Genomic DNA, 19125 nt, shown 5'->3' with positions numbered 1-19125 from the left:
TCCTTTATTCAACTGTAACCTCAGAAATTCCGTTTACATTCCTGACCTTTATAACCCTATCTCCAACAACCTCCAGCTCTGGATCATGGGTAACAATTATCATCTGGGGTATCTTCGCTTTAAGTTTTATGAGAAGGTCTGTTAAGCTTTGACGCCTTTGCTGGTCAAGGTGAATTGTTGGCTCGTCAAGTATAAGAAGCTCAAAATTCTGTGCAAAATAGCGGGCCATTGCAAATCTCAAAGAAAGGGCAAAAGCTATCTGCTGACCCCCTGAAAACTCCTCAACCTGCATCGTTCCCTTTCCAGGGATACCAAAGGTTACGGTCAGGTCTTCAGATATGTCAATGTCTCCAAATTCAAAGTCAAACTCATCAAAGAACTCCTTGCAGTAGATGGTAATTCGAGGAAGGAGGGATCTCCTTACCTTCTGGAGAAAACCCTTTTCTGGATGTATCGCTTGTGCAATTGCATTGACTATCCTAATTGAGTCCTCTACTTTTCCAAGAAGTTTGAGATCATTTTCTTTTCTCTTTAACTTTTCAAGGTCTACATGGAGTTGCTTTTTCAGGGTTTCCAGTTTGCCCGATTCCTTAGAGAGCTCTTTCTGTAGGAGCTCAACTTTCTCCTTTTGCTTCTGATAGGTCTTTTCTACGGTTAAGAACTCCTCTTCACTATACCCGAGTTGCTCAATTTTCTCTTTCAATCTGGAAATTTCATCATTCAAGTTTTTGATCATTTCCTCTTTTTTTCTCTTTTCATCATGGTAGAAATCAAGGTTCTCTACCTCTCCCTGAATTTTGTTGAGCTTTTCTTTTATCCTTTCAAGCCTTGATATTTCTTCTTCAACCTTTTTTGCAGAGGAGACAGAAAGGTTATTGACATCTTTTATAAGCTTTATTTCATTCAGAAGAGTTTCTATTTCGTTTCTAAGTTCTTCCAACTTTTTCAGGAGCTTTTCTTTTTCCCCACTGTTAAATCTGCTGGAAAGGTTCTTAAGTTTTGTTTCTACCTCATTTATTTCTTTCAGGAAACCTTTCTCTCTCTCCTCAGCTGCTACAACCTGTTCTCTCAGAGAGGTGAAGAACTCTTCAATCTTTTTCAGATTTTCGGGATCAAAGTGAAGGTTTTTCAGCGAATCTTTTAAGTTTTCAATCTCTAATAGTGTCTTTTCTCTATCTCTTCCAAGTTGTTCTCTCCTTTCTTCTATCTGAAGTGATTCCTGGAGCTTCTTTTCAAGAGAGTTAAAAAGTTTTTTGAGTTCCGCTTTTTTAGCTTCAAGATTTTTTAGAGTTACCGTTCCTATCCTTATCTCCTCTTCACTCTGTAGAAGTACTTTTTCCTTTTCTTCTTTGTCCATAGAGGATCCGCAGACTGGACAGTTGGGATTCTCACAAGCTTTGAGAATCCTGATCCTTTCCTCAGCTTCTTTTATTTTGCTTTTCAGAAGTACAATTTCGCTTTCAACTTTCTCGGTTTCCTTCAGAATTTCTTCTCTCTTTTCTCTCAGACTTTCAGGATCTGCTGGATGGATCAGCTTTTCTATCTCCTTTTCTAAGGAATTGAGAAACCTTTCCCTTTCTGAGAGTTTAATCTGGAGTTCTTTATAAATCCTTTCGGTTTCTTTCGTTTCTTTGAGTTGTTTTTCTGTCTCTTTTAACTCTTTGATCTTTTCTTTTAGAAAAGCCTGAAGTTCACCACAAGACTTCTTAAGCTCCGGCAGTTTTTCTTCAAGTTCTTTTATTTCTTTTTCTACACTTTCCAATTCTCTCAATTTTGCTTCTACTTCCTTTTTGTCGAGTCGCTTTTCGTTTATCCTGTCAACGATTGACCTTATCTGTTTCAAGGGTTTAAGAGTCTTTATTTCCTTTTCCATCTGGGGAATCAAAGTTTTCTGTTTCTCAATCTCTCCTATCTTTCGATTTAGCCTTTCTATTTCCTTAGAGGAGTTTTTAAGGTGTTCTTCAACTCTTCCAAGAGTCTCTGTTAACCGTTTAAACTCCTCTCTCTTTTCCAGATATCTCTTGTAGAGCTTTTCCTGACTTTCAAGGAGCTCTTTTTCCTTCTGGTATTCTTTTTCCAGTTTTTTCAGTTTCGTTTCTGTTCCTTCAATTTCCCTTTCCAGCTCTTTCACTTCTGACTCGAGCTCCTGAAAGCTCCTCTGTCTCTCAAGAAGGCTTTCTCTCAGGGTTTTCATTCTGCTGATAAAGACTTTCACTTTTTCGTGTTTCTGTCCAATCTCTTCCAGCCCTAAAAGCCTGTTCAGTATCTGTCTCTTTTCCTTTCTTGCTATTTCAAAGAGAGTCAGAATCTCTCCCTGTGGAATGTAAACTGTGTTTCTGAAGATGTTTGGATCAAGACCGAGCTCTTTCTCTATGAAATCGTTAACATTTCTTACGCCTGCAGCATGGAGTTTACCGTTCTTTTCCAGTTCTGCTTCGCTTTTCTTTCTAATGGCAGAAAATTTTCTATTTATTGTGTAGAGGTTTCCTCTGTGGATAAAAGAAAGTGAAACTGAAAGCTTGTTACTTTCTCTGTTGACAATCCTTTCCAGTTTATCTGAGGAGAAATCCTTTCCAAAGAGGGCAAAGAAGATACCTCTCAGGATCGAAGTTTTCCCAGAGGCGTTTTCCCCTAAGATTACATAGGCTTCGTCGTCAAATTCCAGTTCGGTCTGTCTGTGTGACAGAAAACCCTCTAATTTCAGACTTCTCAGTCTGATCATCTAAGTGATTTCCTTTCTCTCAAAATCAAAATCCTTTTCTGTTCTTTCCTTCTTTTGCTCTCCTTCCCTCAATATAACCGTAAAACAGAAAACAACAAACCCAACGATTACCATCCAGGAAAAGGCCATAAAGAGAAGAGAATCCCCTTTCATGCTGTATCTCCATTCCTTTTATTAGCAAGATAAACCATAAATAACAGAAGGAAGAGGATGAAGATCATTACAATCCTTGCTATCCAGGCTTCCATGCTTGTTGTGATCAGAACTTTCGGAAGTATTTCAATACTCCACGCAACAAGTATAAGGAAGAGTGCAATAGGTGTTACGAACTTAAGGACGTAATAGTAAAAACGGGGAACTCTAAATAGTCCTCCTCTGTTGATTTCTTCCCATGCTTTTTTACTTTCAAATAGCCAGAAGAAGACTACAACTTCAAGCAGTGCAAAGAGAACTACAAAAAAGGTTCCTGCCCAGAAATCCATTTCGTCCAGAGCTTTTGGCAGAAAAATAGGTAGCTGTGCTACTAAAAAGGTAAAGATAACTGTCGCTGTTACTGCAACTTTTCTACTCAATCTAAATTCATCTTGAAAGAAAGTAATAACCGGCATGCTTATTGCAACAGATGAAGTTGCTCCAGCAAAAAAGAGGAGGAAAAACCAGAAGAATCCCAAGATACCTCCTCCAGTAAGGTTCGAAAAGATTGCTGGCAGACTTACAAATGCAAGGTTGAAAGCTCCACTTTCAGCGACGTTCTGAGCATTCATAACTCCAAAGAAGGCAACAGCAGCAGGAATCGCTATTGAGCCTCCAAGAATGACTTCTGCAAGTTCGTTTAATGAAGCCGATGAAAGACCTGAAGCAACAATATCATCATCTTTTTTAATGTAGGAAGCGTAAGTGATAATTGCTCCAAAGCCAAGACTCAGCGTAAAGAAAACCTGCCCTGCGGCAGCAAGCCATACCTGTGGATTAAGAAGCTGGGAGAAATCTGGATGCCAGAGAAAGTCTAATCCCTGAACGGCTGTTCCGTTAGGTGTTTCTATCAGAATTACCCTTATCATCAGAATAGTTGCAAGGATGAATAGCGTCGGTATTGCGACTTTTGCAAACTTTTCAATACCTCCACTTATTCCTTTGTAGAGAATAAAAGCGTTAAAAGCCATAGTAATCAAAAAGAAGAAATAAGCTACAAAGGATGGTTTTGTGTACCAGCTTAAAAAATCAGCAAACGGTTTCAGGTACTGATCCTGAGGTAAAGATGGATCTGGATGGGGAAGCACTCCGAATAGAGAAAAAATTGCGTAGCCGAGGGTCCACGATTCAATGTAAATGTAGTAGCAGAGGACAACGAATGGGACAAAGAGTCCAAGGACTCCAATGTACTTTGAAATGGGATTTTTCCAGAGGAACTTGAAGATTCCAGGGGTTGCTCCGTGTCCTTTTGCTCCTCCATATCTCCCTATTGCCCATTCGGTCCACATTAGGGGTATGGCAATCAGTAGCATGGCAATCATGTAAGGAATCATAAAAGCACCGCCACCATTTTCCGCTGCCTGTGTGGGAAATCTTAGAAAATTACCAAGTCCTACAGCATTTCCAGCCATTGCAAGGATAAGTCCGAGCTTTGTACTCCACTGCTCTCTAAACTTCGGAGTTCCAGTCATTTCGTTCTCCGCACGAAATTTTGTATAAATTTTGAAATATCTATTTTATCACCAGGAGGAATTTATGAAATACGTTTTCGGTCCAGTTTTTTCAAGACGTCTGGGATTATCTCTTGGGGTTGATCTGGTTCCACATAAGGTCTGCAGTATGGATTGTCTCTACTGTGAAGTTGGAAAAACTACAGAAAAAACGTTAAAGAGAGCGGAATACGTTCCTTTTGATGCAGTAAAGGCAGAACTGGAAGAATTTTTAAGTTATGAACCTGATATTGATTACATAACTTTTTCTGGATACGGAGAGCCAACTCTCTTTTCAAGGCTTGGAGAACTGGTGAATTACATCAAAGCAAACTATCCATACAAACTTGCTCTTCTTACCAATGGTTCGCTTCTCCACAGGGATGAAGTTCTTGAGGAGATAAAAAAAGTGGATGTGGTTCTTCCTTCACTTGACGCCGTAACTCAGGAAGTTTTTGAGAAGATCAACAGACCTGTTTCTGGTTTAACCACTGAAATGGTAATTGAAGGTATAGAAAAGCTTATCAAAATGAGAACTTCAGAGGTCTGGATAGAGACCCTTTTTGTAAAAGGGGTAAATGATACTGAAGAGGAGATTGAGAAACTTGGAGAGGTAATTCATAGGTTAAAACCCCATAGGTGGCAGCTCAATACAGTTGCAAGACCACCGGCTTACGATGTTAGAGGTTTGAGTTTTGAAGAGCTGGAAAGAATAAAGGAAAAGGTCGGTTACCCTGCGACAGAGATCATTGCTCATTCCAAAGCCAAAAGAAAGAAAATGCCGATTTCAGAGATAAAAAAAGAGATATACAACCTTGTTACAAGGCGTCCCTGTCCTGTCGATGAGATTGCATCAGCTCTTGGAATTCTTGATGAGGAAGCTGAAAGAGTTGTTGAGGAGCTTCTTCAGGAAAAAAAGGTAGAAGAGATATTCTTTGGAAGCACACCCTATATAAAAGGTAAAGTATGAGGAAGTTACTTTTTCTTTTACTTATCTTGTTGCCTTTACACGCTTTTTCTCTGGAAATTGTTACTGATAAAAATGTCTACCTTGAAAAGTCTCTTATTAAACAGATTGAGAAACAGTCTCAGGAACTGTGTAAATTCACAGACTGTATGGAAGTTACCTCCTCTCTCCTCAACTACCTTGGATACAAAACTTCTGTAAAAGGGGATAAGATCTTTGTCGAGAGCTGTGAAACTATCAGGAAGGTGATTTTAAAAGGAGTCCCGGAAGAGATATCCGATTCTCTCGAGACCATCAGGATTATCCTTCTGAAGAAAAGGTTGAGCAAGGAGCTCCTTGAGAACGTCAGGCAACTGCTCCTTCTAAAGCTCCGTTCTCTCGGTTATCGTTCTTGTGAAGTTGAGTTTTTAAAAGAAGCAACTCCTACTGGTTATATTCTCACAGTTGAAGTTAATACGGGTCCTCTATTTGTTGTGAATAAGATTGAGATTGTTGCTCCAGATGAGTTTAAACCGTTTGTGAAAGAGATCTTTCATGGCTTCTACAGGGAACCGGTAAATATCAACAGGATAAAATCTGCTGTAGAAAAGGTGGAAGATTTTTTTGTGGAAAAAGGATACTATAACATCTCTATCAAGTATTCTCTAATTCCGATAAAAGAAAAAAGATACTTCATCGAAGAAAAGAAATCTGTAGTGCTTTTTATTAAAGTAAAACCTGGAAAACAGTACGAAATCAGATTTAAAGGCAATAGGAATTTCTCAACAGAAGAACTTAAAAAGCTTTTAACTTTCAAAACTGCAAAATCGGTAGATGAGTTTGAAATTGAAAATTCAGTTGAAAACATAGAAAACTTCTACAAAAATAATGGCTATCCCTACGTAAAGGTAACTGCTGAAACAGAAGAAAAAGAGAAAAAAGCTGTTTTGACATTTGTCATAAACGAAGGGAAATATGTAGTTGTCAAGGATGTTAAAGCCATTCCTGAAAGCTTTGAAATACCCGAAATAAAACTCCTTTTGGGAAAACCTTTTTCCTTGGAGAAGATAAATCGGGTTGTTACTGGTATAAAGCTTGAGCTGATGAAAAAAGGTTATAAAGATGTAAAGGTACTTTACCAACTAAAAGAAGGAACCCTTATCTTAAAGGTAGTGCCAGGAAAGAAATATATGATTGAAAGTTTTTCTATATCCGGAGATGTAATTTCCTGTTATAGGAAGTTGAAATTGAAACTTCCTATTCCCTATTCTAAAAAAGTTGCTGAAAAGTTAAAGGAACAACTGCTGACGTGTTATGTTGAAAAAGGCTATCCAAGCGCTTCTGTGAAAATAGAAGAAAGAATAGAAGAAAATGAAGAGAAAAATTCTGTTCACTTAATGATTTCAGTCAGCCCTGATAAAAGATGCAGGTTCGGTTATGTTCTTGTGGATGGTTTAAAGAGAACTCGTTTAAAAACTGTTAAAAATCTGTTCATTTTAAGACCTGGAGAGATCTATTCCAGAAAAAAAGTGGTGGAACAGTACACTATCCTATCAGAAAGTCGTCTCTTTTCAAAGGTTAATATTGATAGTTTTAAAACAGATGGATGTATCAGTGAAATAATAATGCCGAGAGAAGGACAAAGACTTCACATTAAGGGTTTTGCCGGTTATGGTACGGATTCTGGGTACGTATTGAATGGACTTTTGTCAAGTACATCTCCTTTAGGACTTGGAATTAAGTATTCTCTTTTCGGAAACTATAGACAAAAAGAAGGTTATGATGCTGTATTGCGTTTAACAAAACCAGCCTTTCCTTCTAAGGATTATGAGATTTCCTATGCTATTGTAAAAAAAGAGCAGATCTATGAAAGTTTTACAACTGATAGGATTATCTACAACTTTGCAATTAGTCGTTCAAGATTAAAGTACCTGAAGCAGACATGGGGAATGGAAGTTGCAAGGGAAAAAGTTACAGAAACTTCCATCAAGACTGAAAAAAACTTTGTAAAAAGAACTATCTATTACGCTCAAATCTACGACAGGAGAAACAATGTCTCTAATCCTTCAAAAGGATACATGATAGGACTCAAGTTTTCCTTGTCTGGATGGGTGTTAGGAGGAAATACCGACTACTACATGACTAAGCTAAAAGCCCTTTATTTGCTACCTCTGTTTAGAAAATCTGTTGTTGCACTGAGAGCTGGAATAGGAATAATGGAACCAATAAGAGGTAGCAGCATTCCTATACAAGATCGTTTTTACCTTGGTGGAGCTGAAAGTGTTAGAGGCTACAAGTACGGAACCATTTCTCCTATGGATGAAAAGGGAAACTTTATAGGTGGTAATGCCTATGGTGTCTTGAGCGTAGAGGAGAGGTTTAACTTTAAGAAAAATCTTCAATTTGCCATTTTCTACGATTCTGGTAATGTTTTTCCACGAACTAAAGATTTTAAACTCAATCTATCAGACTGGTACTCTTCTGTAGGTTTTGGTTTGAGGTACATAACTCCAGTAGGTCCCCTCAGGTTTGACTATGGATATAAGCTGAAAAAAATTCCTGGGCAGGGAAAAGGAAGAATCCACATATCCTTTGGCTTCCCGTTCTAAAGAGAGCTTCTTGCAACTGCGTTTATATCCAGGCTATCTCCTCCTTCTATCAGAAACTTTCTATAACCTGTGTATGCAACCATTGCCCCGTTGTCAGAAGTAAATTCCATTTCAGGTAAGAAGATCTCCAGACCTTCTTCAATTTCCATTTTCTTTAAATTTTGTCTTAAAAAGGAATTGGCAGATACCCCTCCAGCAATTGCCACCCGTTTGACCTGAAATTCTCTAATTGCTCTTTTAAGCTTTTCAATCAGATATTCCATTGCAGTTTTCTGAAAAGATGCAGCTATTTGCTCACAAACGTAACCTTTCTCTATCAATCTTCTAACTGCAGTCTTTAATCCACTAAAACTGAAGTTGAAATCAGGAACCTTTGGTTTTGGAAGAAGCAGAAAATCTCCGTCATAGTTTTTGTAAATTCTGTCTATTACAGGACCACCCGGATAACCCAGTCCAAGCATCTTTGCTACTTTGTCGTAAGCCTCTCCAACAGCATCATCTAAAGTTTTTCCAATGATTCTGTACTTTCCAAAACTCTCCACAAGAACGATCAGAGTATGACCTCCGCTTACTATCAGAGAGAGAAAAGGGAATTGTGGTAACGTTCCTATGAATGAGGAAAAAATATGGGCTTCTATGTGGTGAACACCCTTTAGAGGAATACCCTTCCAGCAGGCTATTCCCTTTCCAAATGTGAGTCCCACCAGCAGGGCCGGAAGAAGTCCGGGAGTTCTTGTTACGGCAACAAGTTCTACATCCTCAGCTGTTACACCTGCAACTTTCAAAGCTTCATTAAAAACTATATCTATGTTCTCGGCATGTTTTCTTGCTGCAATTTCAGGAACAACTCCTCCAAATTCCTGATGAAACTGGTACTGGGAGGAGACGATGTTGGAGAGGACCTTGTTTTCTCTGCCATCATAGACTGCTATAGAGGTATCATCGCAGGAAGTATCTATTCCAAGAACTATCATTAAGGCTCAACCTCCACATCCCAATAGATCTCTGGGTATTTTCCCAGTCTTTCCTGCTCTTCTATTGCAACTTCTGTTATTGCATTAGCTACTTTCATTCTTGTCTCTTTGGAATTGTCTTTAACTACCACTTTCAAACAGGTATCTATGTAAATTTCACAGACAGGAACTATCTCCACTCTTTTAACTTCAGGAATTCTCTCTAAGTTCTCTACAAGCTTTGTTGTTAAATCCTTTTCTCTCATTGCTTTTTCCTCTTTAGAACAACTATCTGGTTTCTTAATGTTTTAACTGTAGTGTTGAACAGTTCTCTCAGATCCCTGTATTCCTCGGGAGGAACTACGTTTTTGTTGAGAACCATTTTAGAGGAAAACCTTAGGGTTCTACCATCAACTTTCCACTTGATTTCAAGAGAACCAACTCTGTTTTTAAAGTAGAAGTTTTCAGGTTTCAGGTATAGTTCAAACCCTTCTGGAAGTTTCAGTTCTACATTTGATTTTTTCGACATCATGTAGCCGACAACGTAAGGATATTTCCTTTCCTTCGAAGCAACAAGGGAGACTACCCTGCTGTAATCCGGTGTAGGAAACTTTGCAAGGAGAAAGTGAGAGGTAAGAGTTCCATAGTTCATGTCTTCGCCATCGACTTCAATCCATACATCTGGAACGTTCAGATCTTTGTAGTTTGAGAGAGCGAACTTTTCCACGTCAAATCCGGGAGAAATTTTTGATGCAAGTTCATCAACGTGTCTTTTGATTGAATCTGAGGTTGAAGATAGAAGTCTACTTCTCTCAAAACTGCTGTAAACTCCTTTGTAAATGAATTTGAAGTTGCCGGTGAGTTTTCCGAAAGGTGATAGCTTAAATTCTCCTTCGAATCCTTCAACGTTCTTTTCTGGTGGGGCAACGGGAGTTTTAGAAACAATTCCTTTCTCTTTTTCCACATCAACAACTAAAACTCTCCTTCCTTGATCTCCCGCTGGAAGATACGTAAAAGGAGTATTGTCTGAAGTTGTATCCATATAGAGAAAACCATTCTCTGTCTTTATGGCTGCTATTTCGTGGTTGAATGCAGTTGGAACAGGAACTTCAGGATCCATGTTGGGAGCACTAAGTGTAGGTATCAGAACCGGGTACCCTTTCATACCTATGACTTTAAGCATTGCTATCAGGAGAGTGGCATGATCTTTACAGTCTCCATATCTGCTCTTTAAGACTTCAGTGGCTTTATGGGGTTTGTAACCGTTTATTCCAAACTCCATCCCCACGTACCTTATGTTCTGTGCGACAAAGTTGTAGATGGCTCTTATCTTCTCTTCTTGCGTCTTTTTCCCAGCAGTTATCTTTTTAACGGTTTCTACAATTGTTTCGTCAGGTTCAAGGGCTTCCTTCGCAAGATCTGAGTACCATTTGGCAACCTGATCCCAGTTTTTGAGAGAAGTGATTACAACCTTCTTTGCTAACTCTCCCATGGGCGGCATGTTGGGTTCTCTCTCTATGGGAGGAACGTCAGTCAATTTCCAGCTGAGAACAATATAACCGTTCTCTTTTTTTATTTCAGGCTTTTCTGTCATGTTGTACTCTTTGTACCTGTAGTACTTGTCTTCAGGAATGTAAGCTTTAAACGTGGCTTCTTTAACAGGATATTTGTCCTGGAAATAGTTTGTGCTCCAGAACTGGTCTTCCATGTAAGGCTTTACTGTTTCCAGCTCAAAGGCGTACTTTATCACTGCTCCTTTAGTTACGGCAGGCATAGAAATGGTCTGATATTTCAGGTCTGAATAGATTGGAGCTTCTGATACAAACGGAGGATATACAATGTTAAAAGCCTTTTTGTCGGGTTTCACTACTTTACCATCAGGCAAAACTGTATAAGCATAGAGAATTCTCAGTTTTTGGTGTTCAGACGAAAATGGAATAACTATCTCTCCAAAGTCCTTAATTCCCTTCTTGTCAAGGATTTTAACTGCCCTTTCTTCTCTCCGGATTTTCCTTCCGTCCGGGAAAAACTTGACGGATGAGTGATCGTAGAGGATTTCTGCTCCGTAGGTTGACGCTAAAACCTGAATTGGGAATAAGACAATAGTTAAAACGGCGGTTAGAAGTTGCTTCATTGTTAGCCTCCTCTTATTCCGGCTTTTCAAATAACTCCTTTGCAAGAGTTGAGATAACTCCAACGTTTACTTTTTCTGCTAATTTAAAGATATAAGAAAATTCTTGCTTCAATTCTACATTTTTTAGCTCTTCTTTTTTCTACTTTGTGTAGTACTCTAATTTATTTCAGTTCAACAATCGTTACGCCATCTCCACCCTCTTCAATTTTTCCAGGTCTGAAGCTTTTGACGTAAGGAGACTCTTTTAGATACTCTCTTACAAGCCTTTTCAGGATTCCTGTTCCATAGCCGTGGACAATCTTGACCCTCTTTATTCCAACAAGATTTGCATCGTCTAAGAACTGTTCAACCGCTGCGAGAGCTTCTTCTCCCCTCATTCCAAGGAGCTTAAGCTCAGGGAAAAACGTTGATGGTTTCTTTACGTTGACCTTTACAATCTCCTCCTGCTTTACTGTCTCTTCAACTGGCTCAATCTGAGAAAGCTTAACGTCTACCTTCAAGCCACCAACCAAAACCTTTGCCACTTTTCTCTCTTTATCGACTTCAAGGACTTTTCCTTTCCTTCCAGACTTGAGAAGCTTTACAGTATCACCGGGCTTGACTTCTCTTACCTCTTTGATTTCTGTGAGGGCTTCAGCTCTGTTCTTTGCGGTAATTACGATCTGCCTTATTTCCTGTTTTGCTTTTTCAGATTTTGCCTTTTTGAAGACTTCTTCGCTCTTTTTCTTTAATTCCTCTATGAATTTTTCAATTTCTCTTGCCGATTTTTCCTTGAGTTCCTTTTCTCTATTCTGGAGCTCCTCTTCTTTTTTCTTCAATGCCTCTTTTAGCTTTTCAACGGCTTCTTTCTCTTCTGTCAGTTTCCTGTATTCCTTCTCAAGGGCAGCTATTATGTCCTCGGCAAGTCTGTCTTCTGCCGTCATGAGAGACCTTGCGGTTTCAATAACCTCTTCGGGCATTCCATACCTTCTTGCAATCTCAAGGGCGTAACTTCTTCCAATTATTCCGTAGGCAAGTTTGTAGAGGGGCTTTAAGGTTTCTTCATCAAACATTACTGAGGCAACATCGTAATAGTCATCCTTGTAGGCAAAGAGTTTAACAGGCGTGAAGTGGGTTGTTGCTATAACCTTTGCGTTCTTTTCTTTTAAATATTTGAGGATTCCGATTGCAAGGGTTGAACCCTCTATCGGGTCTGTTCCGGCTCCCAGCTCGTCAAGAAGAACAAGGGAATCCTTATCAGCTTCCCTTAGAATTTCAGAGATGTTCTTGACGTGAGCACTGAAGGTTGAAAGGCTCTGTTCGATGCTCTGCTCATCGCCAATATCTGCCATCCACCTCTTAAAGAGTCTCAGTTTGCTTCCTTCACTGACAGGAATGAGGAACCCAGACTGTGCCATCATTGAGAGAAGTCCAACGGTTTTAAGAGTAACTGTTTTTCCACCTGTGTTGGGACCTGTTATAACAAGTCCACTCTTTAGCTTTATATCAACGGGAACTACTTCTTTTTCGGAAAGGAGTATTAAAGGGTGCTTTGCCTCTTTTAGGTCTATCTCTTCAGAGAAGTCAGGAAGAGTGCCTTTCAGTTTCAGAGAGAGAAGTGCAGTTGCATAGCGCCTGTCAAGCTCAATGAGGGTTCTGAAACTCGTTAGTAGTTCCTCTCTCCTTTCACTCACTTTCCAGGAGAGTTCAATCAGAATCCTCTTTATCTCTTCTTTTTCTTCAGCTTTTAGCTCCCTCAATCTATTGTTATCTTCAATGACAGAAGCTGGTTCAACGTAAAGTGTCTGACCCGATGAGGATCGATCATGGACTATTCCTGAGAATTTCTTTCTAAAGTGAGGTTTTACCAAGATGACGTAACGTCCTTCTCTTTCGGTTACTATCCTGTCTGGACAGAGGTCTTCGTAGCGGTTTACCAGAGATTCCAGCTTTTCTCTTATCCGTGAGGTGGTTACTCTGATGTTTTTCCTTATACTTTTGAGCCTTGGTGAAGCGGTATCAAGGATCTCTCCTGTATCGTCTATCGACCTTTCAAGGACTTCTCTCAACCCTTCAAATCTGGAAAGCCTTTCCCCGAAGTATTTGATCCGTGAAAACCGCTCATCCAAACTGGAGAAGAAGTTCTTCAAGATGGAGGATTGTCTTATAACTTTTAAAATCGATACAAGTTCTTCGACGCTTAAGATAGCACCTTCAACAGAAAGTTTATTTATCGTTTTTGAGATATCAGGAAAGGACTCTAAGGGAAGTTGTTTTTCCGATAAAAGTTTAACCAGAGTATCTGTTATCCGGAGATTTCGTTCGACCTCTTCTCTTTTTGTAAGTGGAACAAGCGACAACGTTGCAGATTTACCTGGCTCGCTTTTTGCGAGTTCAGAAGTAGCTTTAAGAATTTTGTTGAATTCTAAGTGGTACCCCACTCCTTTGAACATTAGTATAAATACCCCCTCCAATTACCCAAAGGAGTGGAAGTACCACGATTATTATCCATCCAATATCTATTATACAAAATCATCAGCCGTTTGCAAGCATCTCTCTAACGATTTTATTAACAACAGAGCCGTCAGCTCTACCTTTGACTTTGGGCATAATGTGTTGCATCACTTTTCCGATATCTTTCGGTGAAGAAGCTCCTGTAGCTTCGATGGCTTCCTTAACGAGCTCTCTTATCTCCTCTTCGCTCATCTGCTTTGGAAGATAAGACTCAACTACAGCCAATTCAGCCTTCTCTTTCTCTACCAGATCCTGCCTTCCACCCTTTTCGTACATCTCAATGGCTTCTTTTCTCTGCTTTGCGTACTTCATGAGGAGCTGGATGATCTCGTCGTCTGTGAGCTCTCCTCTCTTCTCAATTTCAGCGTTCTTTATCAGAGAGTTAATCATTCTGATCGTAGAGAGCCTTACTTTATCCTTGGCTCTCATAGCCTCTTTCATATCCTGAAGGAGCTGCGCTTTCAGTCCCATTAATTACCTCTATTAACCTCGTATTACTTTTTCTTCTTGCCTTTTGGTGGAAGAAGACCGCGTTTCTTGAGAGCCTTGATGAGTCTCTTCCTTGCAGCCATTGCCTTTCTTTTTCTCTTCTCGCTTGGCTTTTCGTAGTACTCTCTTCTCTTGATTTCTGTAAGGATTCCTTCCTTTTCGCAGAGTTTCTTGAACCTCTTCAATGCTTTTTCAAATGGCTCTCCATCGCGGACGTAAACTGTTGCCATTAAGCATCGCCTCCTTTTATTTTGGTTTTCGTTGCCGAATTATATTCCTCAAAAGGAAGAATTGCAAGTTTCTTCTTAACCTTCCGAGGAAATAGGGAAGGTTAAGGGCATTTTTCTCAAAAGAGGAAATCGACTAACCTTCTTTTAACCATCTTGCTGCATCCTTAGCATGGTAAGTAAGAATGAGGTCTGCACCTGCTCTTTTCATTGACAGAAGTGTTTCGAGAACGATCCTCTTTTCGTCTATCCAGCCTTTCATGGCTGCAGCTTTTACCATTGAGTATTCACCGCTTACGTTGTAGGCTGCAACTGGATATTTGAATATCTCCTTAACCCTTCTTATGATGTCCATGTAGGAGAGGGCTGGCTTGACCATTACAATGTCTGCGCCTTCCTGAATGTCAAGGGCAACTTCCCTTAGGGCTTCATCAGAGTTGGCAGGATCCATCTGATAAGAGCGTCTATCCCCAAAGGCAGGAGTAGATTCTGCTGCGTCTCTAAAAGGACCATAGTAAGCTGAAGCGTACTTGGCAGCATAGGACATTATTGGAATATCTGTGAATCCTGCTGAATCAAGGGCTTCTCTAATTGCTTTTATCATTCCATCCATCATCCCAGAAGGTGCAACCATATCAGCTCCAGCCTGTGCGTGGGAAACGACCTGCTTTTTCAGGAGCTCTAAGGTTTTATCATTGTCAACGTCGCAAGTCTCTCCATGACACTTCAAGTAACCACAGTGGCCATGGGATGTGTACTCACAGAAGCACACATCTGTAATAACATACATGTCTGGTACTTCTTTCTTTATAGCCCTCAAAGCTCTCTGAATGATTCCTTCCTCTGAATAGGAATCTGTACCGAGCTCATCCTTATGGCCGGGAATTCCAAAGAGGATCACGGCTGGAATACCGAGCTCCTTAACTTCCTGAACTTCCTCAACAACCCTATCAATTGAATACCTGTACTGTCCAGGCATTGATGGAATTTCTTCTTTTACTCCTTTTCCTTCAACGATGAAGAGAGGATATATAAAATCATCAACAGAGAGATGGGTTTCCCTGACCATCCTTCTGATGTTTTCGTTCTTTCTTAATCTTCTAAGCCTCAGTTCCGGAAATTTCCCTGTCAGCATCACTGCCTCCCTGAAGAATTAAATTTACAATGCCATCGATAGTGTAGTTTGATGGAACTTTCCAGACCTTGAATCCCTCTTTCTCTATTGCTTTCTGGGTTACATGGCCTATGGGAATTATTTTTCCTTTGCTTAGAATTCCCTTTCCCTTTTCGCCGGAGAGTTTTTGAAATGACTTAAATGTTGAGGGACTCGTAAACGCCAATATGTCAAAGCCCTTTACAATCTCTCTGATTAATTCTTCTCTGGCATCCTCGTTTGTTACGGTTTCATAGACAATGACCTCTTTTACTTCTGCTCCCTTCTCTCTCAGGAATTCTGAAACAACTTTTCTGGCAACCTTAGGCCTTACAATAAGGAATTTTTTGCTTGTTAAGTCTATAGTTTTGAGGAGCTCTACAAGTCCTTCACCGCTGAAGTTTTCAGGAATCAGAGGTTCAATACCTAACTCTTCAAGCTTTTTTGCAGTTGAGCTTCCAACAGCGATAAACCTTGAACTTTTAAGTTTTTCGGGAGGAATCCTTGAAAAGAAATGTTTGACTCCGTTCTTGCTGGAAATAATCACAAAATTGGGTGAAAAAGCTAAAACTTCTTCTGTTGAAAACTCAACAGGAATAGTTTTTATAAGAGGAATTGAGACAGGCTCAAAGCCTGCCTTTCTGAGAATATCTTTCTGGTTTTCTTTCAGTTCTGCTGAAAAGAATACCCTTACTGGCATTTCATCAGCTCATCAAGAATTCTCTTTCCGCCTGCAGAGAGAAGCCTTTCGGCTATTCCAACTCCAACTTCTTCGGGATTTTCTATCGGGAAGACACCTTCCTCTTTGTAAAAGAACTTTCCATTCAGGTCTGCAATGAAAGCCCTTACATGGATAGTATCTCCTTTAACTTCTGCGTAACAGCCAAGGGGAACCTGACAGCCACCTTCAACAGTTCTCAAGAAGGCCCTTTCAACTGTTGCAGCTATTTCTGACTCTCTCGAGTTTATCGCTTCCTTGACAATCTTTTCTATCTCTTCATCATTTTCTCTTCCTTCGATCCCAAGAATTCCCTGAGAAACTGAGGGAATCATTTTGTCTGGAGAAAGGATTTCATCGATTTCATTTCCCCAGCCAAGTCTTTTTACTCCTGCTGCTGCAAGGATTATTGCATCGTACTGTCCTTCTTTGAGTTTTCTAATTCTCGTATCAACGTTTCCTCTTAGGTCTCTTATCTCAAGGTCTGGACGCAAAATTCTGAGTTGAGCTTTCCTTCTGAGAGAGCTTGTTCCAACAACTGCTCCCTCTGGAAGCGTATCGAGTGTATATTTTCCGCAGGAGAGTAGCGCATCCCTTGGATCTTCTCTATCTGAAAATGCTATGAGTTTTAACCCTTCAGGAAGTTTGCTTGGAACGTCTTTCAGACTGTGAACAGCTATATCAACTTCTCCTCTCAGCATTGCATCTTCTATTTCTTTTGTAAAGAGTCCTTTGTCTCCAATCTTTGCAAGTGGAACGTCCAAAATTTTGTCCCCTTTCGTTGTTATTTTGACGAGCTCAACTTCAACCTCTGGGAATTTCTTCTCTATTTGCTCTTTTACCCACTCAGACTGCCAGAGGGCCAACTTACTTTTTCTTGTTCCTATTCTTATTTTCATTTTCTACTCCTTTCCAAGTCCGAAAATTTCCCTGAATATCTGAACAACCTGATGTCTTTCTTCTTCTGCGGCCTTTTTCTTTACGCTTGTAATAGGTTCGTGGAGGAGCTTGTTTATGATAATTCTTGTCAGGTTGTCTATTTCCTGCGCCTGTTCGGGCGTCAGGTTGAGTTTCGACAATCTCTTCTGAAGTTCAGCCTTTCTGATAGCTTCGGCTTTTTCTTTCAACTCTGCTATCAGTGGAGCAATCTCCAGTTCTCTTAACCACTTGATAAACCTGTTTACGTACTCTTCAATTATCTCCTTTGCAATCTCTGCAGCTCTTAGCCTTTCCTCTATGTTTGCTTTTACAACCTCGTTGAGATCGTCAATATCGTAAACGTAAAGTTCTTCTACCTCATTAAGAGCTGGATCGATATCCCTCGGAACTGCAATGTCTATGAGGAACATAGGATTGTTTTTCCTCTTCTCAACTGCCGGAATCACGTTTTCCGGAGTAAGGACGTAGCCCGGAGCTCCTGTAGAACTTATAACGATATCTGCCATCTGAAGTACCGTACTGAGCTCCGTAAGAGGAAATGGTTTACCTCCAAATTCCTCTGCCAGTTTGACTGCCCTTTCGAAGGTTCTGTTGACAACAAAAACCTCGGACACTCCGTTAGAGATGAGGTGCTTTACAGCGAGCTCTGCCATCTCCCCGGCACCTATGATTGCGACCCTCTTTCCTGAGAGGGTTCCAAATATCTTCTTTGCCAGCTCAACCGCAGCAAAACTGATAGAAACTGCATTCTTTGAAATCCCTGTCTCTGTCCTTACTCTCTTTGAAACCTTAAAAGCGGTTTCGCAGAATCGGCACATTACAGTTCCGATAGTTCCGAGATCCTTGGCTGTTGAGAATGCATCTTTAAATTGACCAACGATTTGAGGCTCTCCAACCACCATTGAATCAAGACTGGACGCAACATAAAAACCGTGCCTTACAGCTTCTTTTTGTTCCTTTTTGTAGAAAAACTGATTGATTTCCTCTACAGTGGCGGATTTATTTTCTGTGAGGAAGTCGTAGACTTCCTTGAAGGGATTGGAAGCCCTTGAGGTGAAGTAGATTTCAACCCGGTTGCAGGTTGATAGGATCATACATTCTTCAACAGAGGGAAGCGCGTTGAGCTGCAGGAGAGAGGTTTCCAGTTCCTCCCCTTTAAATGAGTATTTTTCTCTTACTTCAACCGGAGCCGTTTTGTGGCTCACCCCCAGACAGCATAGTTTGAGTTCTCCCATCTCTACCCCTTAAATGAGTGGACGTCCTTGGAGGAAAAGAAATTTATCCCTACAAAGTTTAACATTATTAGCAGAAATCCGAGCATTGACATATAGCAAAGTCGTTTCCCTCTCCAGTTACTATAAATGTAAAGGTGGATAATTCCGGCATAGATAAACCAGGTAATGAGGGTTGCTACCTGTTTGGGATGCCATGACCAGTAGGAACCGAATACCTGCTCTGACCAGATCGCTCCTGAGAACATTGAGAGGGTTATGAACATGAATCCCACCGCTAAGGAGTGATATACAGTGGATTCAAGTAGGGAAAGGGAAGGAAGTTTATGATAGAAGACAGAAAACTTCTTTTTCTTCAGATGTCTGTCAAATATGAGATATAGGAGGGAGATAACGGCTGAGAAGATAAAAGCACTATATCCTAAGAAAGCTGAAATTATATGAATAACTCCTGCTGTTCCAACAGGGAAAATGTTTTTGGGGATTCCTGAAGTGATAGAGGCGACAATTAAAGAAACTGCAGCCCAGGGCATGAGAAATGCCCCGGATATTGAGAGTTTGTGTTTTGTTGAGAAGTAAAGAAAGACGGAAACGACACTGATCCCGAGAAGCAGAAATGCTCCCCTTTCTGTAAAAAGGGACGATCCTCCGCCTGTTCCTATGAAAAGGATAACTGATATCAGGTTCGTCAGAAAACCAATTCTTGCTCCGTAGAGGCCAACTGTTGCCAGTTTGTCTTTTCTTAGAATGAGAAACAGCAAATAGTGGAGCGCTGATAGTATGTACAGAATAGCTGTTGTATATACAAAGCTGTCTATATTCATGGGT

General features: G+C 40.2%; 16 protein-coding genes. 2 read left to right on the top strand and 14 right to left on the bottom strand.

Annotated elements, in window-relative coordinates:
• Positions 1 to 4: 4 nt before the first annotated feature.
• The 3 genes from ACYQ3A_RS07455 to ACYQ3A_RS07445 are packed head-to-tail and all read right to left on the bottom strand — an operon-like array spanning position 5 to position 4386.
• On the bottom strand, positions 5 to 2722 hold the full coding sequence (locus ACYQ3A_RS07455; protein WP_459896588.1) for an AAA family ATPase: 2718 nt from the start codon (positions 2720 to 2722) through the stop codon (positions 5 to 7).
• Positions 2723 to 2875: a hypothetical protein gene (locus ACYQ3A_RS07450; protein WP_459896587.1), complete on the bottom strand. Its 153-nt coding sequence runs from the start codon at positions 2873 to 2875 to the stop codon at positions 2723 to 2725.
• Positions 2872 to 4386, bottom strand: coding sequence for a sodium:neurotransmitter symporter family protein (locus ACYQ3A_RS07445; RefSeq protein WP_459896586.1), 1515 nt, complete (start codon positions 4384 to 4386; stop codon positions 2872 to 2874). The genes ACYQ3A_RS07450 and ACYQ3A_RS07445 overlap by 4 nt, the downstream gene beginning before the upstream one ends.
• Before the next feature lie 64 nt (positions 4387 to 4450).
• On the opposite strand from ACYQ3A_RS07445, the gene ACYQ3A_RS07440 reads away from it, so the two are divergent.
• Together ACYQ3A_RS07440 and ACYQ3A_RS07435 are read left to right on the top strand one after the other, a co-directional pair.
• The gene (locus tag ACYQ3A_RS07440) at positions 4451 to 5374 is read left to right on the top strand and encodes a radical SAM protein (protein ID WP_459896585.1); all 924 of its coding nucleotides are present in this window, start codon (positions 4451 to 4453) and stop codon (positions 5372 to 5374) included.
• Positions 5371 to 7959, top strand: coding sequence for a BamA/OMP85 family outer membrane protein (locus tag ACYQ3A_RS07435; RefSeq protein WP_459896584.1), 2589 nt, complete (start codon positions 5371 to 5373; stop codon positions 7957 to 7959). Before ACYQ3A_RS07440 ends, ACYQ3A_RS07435 begins: the two co-directional genes overlap by 4 nt.
• On the opposite strand, the gene tsaD is transcribed toward ACYQ3A_RS07435, so the two are convergent.
• The 11 genes from tsaD to ACYQ3A_RS07380 form a co-directional block, all read right to left on the bottom strand.
• Positions 7956 to 8933, bottom strand: a complete 978-nt coding sequence (gene tsaD, locus ACYQ3A_RS07430) for a tRNA (adenosine(37)-N6)-threonylcarbamoyltransferase complex transferase subunit TsaD (RefSeq protein ID WP_459896583.1) — start codon at positions 8931 to 8933, stop codon at positions 7956 to 7958. The two genes, ACYQ3A_RS07435 and tsaD, sit on opposite strands and share 4 nt — an antisense overlap.
• Positions 8933 to 9178: a hypothetical protein gene (locus ACYQ3A_RS07425; RefSeq protein WP_459896582.1), complete on the bottom strand. Its 246-nt coding sequence runs from the start codon at positions 9176 to 9178 to the stop codon at positions 8933 to 8935. The genes tsaD and ACYQ3A_RS07425 overlap by 1 nt, the downstream gene beginning before the upstream one ends.
• The gene (locus ACYQ3A_RS07420; protein ID WP_459896580.1) at positions 9175 to 11046 is read right to left on the bottom strand and encodes a DUF3857 domain-containing protein; all 1872 of its coding nucleotides are present in this window, start codon (positions 11044 to 11046) and stop codon (positions 9175 to 9177) included. The genes ACYQ3A_RS07425 and ACYQ3A_RS07420 overlap by 4 nt, the downstream gene beginning before the upstream one ends.
• Before the next feature lie 161 nt (positions 11047 to 11207).
• Positions 11208 to 13478, bottom strand: coding sequence for an endonuclease MutS2 (locus tag ACYQ3A_RS07415; RefSeq protein ID WP_459896579.1), 2271 nt, complete (start codon positions 13476 to 13478; stop codon positions 11208 to 11210).
• An 82-nt stretch (positions 13479 to 13560) separates the two neighbouring features.
• Positions 13561 to 14010, bottom strand: a complete 450-nt coding sequence (locus ACYQ3A_RS07410; RefSeq protein WP_459896578.1) for a GatB/YqeY domain-containing protein — start codon at positions 14008 to 14010, stop codon at positions 13561 to 13563.
• Between the two features lie 23 nt (positions 14011 to 14033).
• Entirely contained in the window at positions 14034 to 14258 is a 225-nt protein-coding gene (rpsU, locus tag ACYQ3A_RS07405) for a 30S ribosomal protein S21 (RefSeq protein ID WP_013638392.1), read from the bottom strand.
• A gap of 133 nt (positions 14259 to 14391) precedes the next feature.
• Complete coding sequence (gene hemB / locus ACYQ3A_RS07400) at positions 14392 to 15390, bottom strand: porphobilinogen synthase (RefSeq protein ID WP_459896577.1); 999 nt, start codon at positions 15388 to 15390, stop codon at positions 14392 to 14394.
• The gene (locus ACYQ3A_RS07395; protein ID WP_459896575.1) at positions 15356 to 16108 is read right to left on the bottom strand and encodes a uroporphyrinogen-III synthase; all 753 of its coding nucleotides are present in this window, start codon (positions 16106 to 16108) and stop codon (positions 15356 to 15358) included. Before ACYQ3A_RS07395 ends, hemB begins: the two co-directional genes overlap by 35 nt.
• Entirely contained in the window at positions 16099 to 17025 is a 927-nt protein-coding gene (gene hemC / locus ACYQ3A_RS07390; RefSeq protein WP_459896573.1) for a hydroxymethylbilane synthase, read from the bottom strand. Before hemC ends, ACYQ3A_RS07395 begins: the two co-directional genes overlap by 10 nt.
• A 3-nt stretch (positions 17026 to 17028) precedes the next feature.
• Complete coding sequence (gene hemA / locus ACYQ3A_RS07385) at positions 17029 to 18300, bottom strand: glutamyl-tRNA reductase (protein ID WP_459896572.1); 1272 nt, start codon at positions 18298 to 18300, stop codon at positions 17029 to 17031.
• A gap of 2 nt (positions 18301 to 18302) precedes the next feature.
• Positions 18303 to 19121, bottom strand: coding sequence for a cytochrome C assembly family protein (locus ACYQ3A_RS07380; RefSeq protein ID WP_459896571.1), 819 nt, complete (start codon positions 19119 to 19121; stop codon positions 18303 to 18305).
• Between the last annotated feature and the right edge of the window lie 4 nt (positions 19122 to 19125).

It is taken from the genome of Desulfurobacterium crinifex, assembly GCF_054656775.1.
Note: the sequence above shows the minus strand (reverse complement) of the source record. Positions and strands in the feature narration are given on the sequence as shown.

What these genes read in the sequence shown, in the direction of transcription:
- ACYQ3A_RS07455 (WP_459896588.1), bottom strand. Translation starts at nt 2,722, where the DNA reads ATGATCAGACTGAGAAGTCTGAAATTAGAGGGTTTTCTGTCACACAGA.
- ACYQ3A_RS07450 (WP_459896587.1), bottom strand. Translation starts at nt 2,875, where the DNA reads ATGAAAGGGGATTCTCTTCTCTTTATGGCCTTTTCCTGGATGGTAATC.
- ACYQ3A_RS07445 (WP_459896586.1), bottom strand. Translation starts at nt 4,386, where the DNA reads ATGACTGGAACTCCGAAGTTTAGAGAGCAGTGGAGTACAAAGCTCGGA.
- ACYQ3A_RS07440 (WP_459896585.1), top strand. Translation starts at nt 4,451, where the DNA reads ATGAAATACGTTTTCGGTCCAGTTTTTTCAAGACGTCTGGGATTATCT.
- ACYQ3A_RS07435 (WP_459896584.1), top strand. Translation starts at nt 5,371, where the DNA reads ATGAGGAAGTTACTTTTTCTTTTACTTATCTTGTTGCCTTTACACGCT.
- tsaD (WP_459896583.1), bottom strand. Translation starts at nt 8,933, where the DNA reads ATGATAGTTCTTGGAATAGATACTTCCTGCGATGATACCTCTATAGCA.
- ACYQ3A_RS07425 (WP_459896582.1), bottom strand. Translation starts at nt 9,178, where the DNA reads ATGAGAGAAAAGGATTTAACAACAAAGCTTGTAGAGAACTTAGAGAGA.
- ACYQ3A_RS07420 (WP_459896580.1), bottom strand. Translation starts at nt 11,046, where the DNA reads ATGAAGCAACTTCTAACCGCCGTTTTAACTATTGTCTTATTCCCAATT.
- ACYQ3A_RS07415 (WP_459896579.1), bottom strand. Translation starts at nt 13,478, where the DNA reads ATGTTCAAAGGAGTGGGGTACCACTTAGAATTCAACAAAATTCTTAAA.
- ACYQ3A_RS07410 (WP_459896578.1), bottom strand. Translation starts at nt 14,010, where the DNA reads ATGGGACTGAAAGCGCAGCTCCTTCAGGATATGAAAGAGGCTATGAGA.
- rpsU (WP_013638392.1), bottom strand. Translation starts at nt 14,258, where the DNA reads ATGGCAACAGTTTACGTCCGCGATGGAGAGCCATTTGAAAAAGCATTG.
- hemB (WP_459896577.1), bottom strand. Translation starts at nt 15,390, where the DNA reads ATGCTGACAGGGAAATTTCCGGAACTGAGGCTTAGAAGATTAAGAAAG.
- ACYQ3A_RS07395 (WP_459896575.1), bottom strand. Translation starts at nt 16,108, where the DNA reads ATGCCAGTAAGGGTATTCTTTTCAGCAGAACTGAAAGAAAACCAGAAA.
- hemC (WP_459896573.1), bottom strand. Translation starts at nt 17,025, where the DNA reads ATGAAAATAAGAATAGGAACAAGAAAAAGTAAGTTGGCCCTCTGGCAG.
- hemA (WP_459896572.1), bottom strand. Translation starts at nt 18,300, where the DNA reads ATGGGAGAACTCAAACTATGCTGTCTGGGGGTGAGCCACAAAACGGCT.
- ACYQ3A_RS07380 (WP_459896571.1), bottom strand. Translation starts at nt 19,121, where the DNA reads ATGAATATAGACAGCTTTGTATATACAACAGCTATTCTGTACATACTA.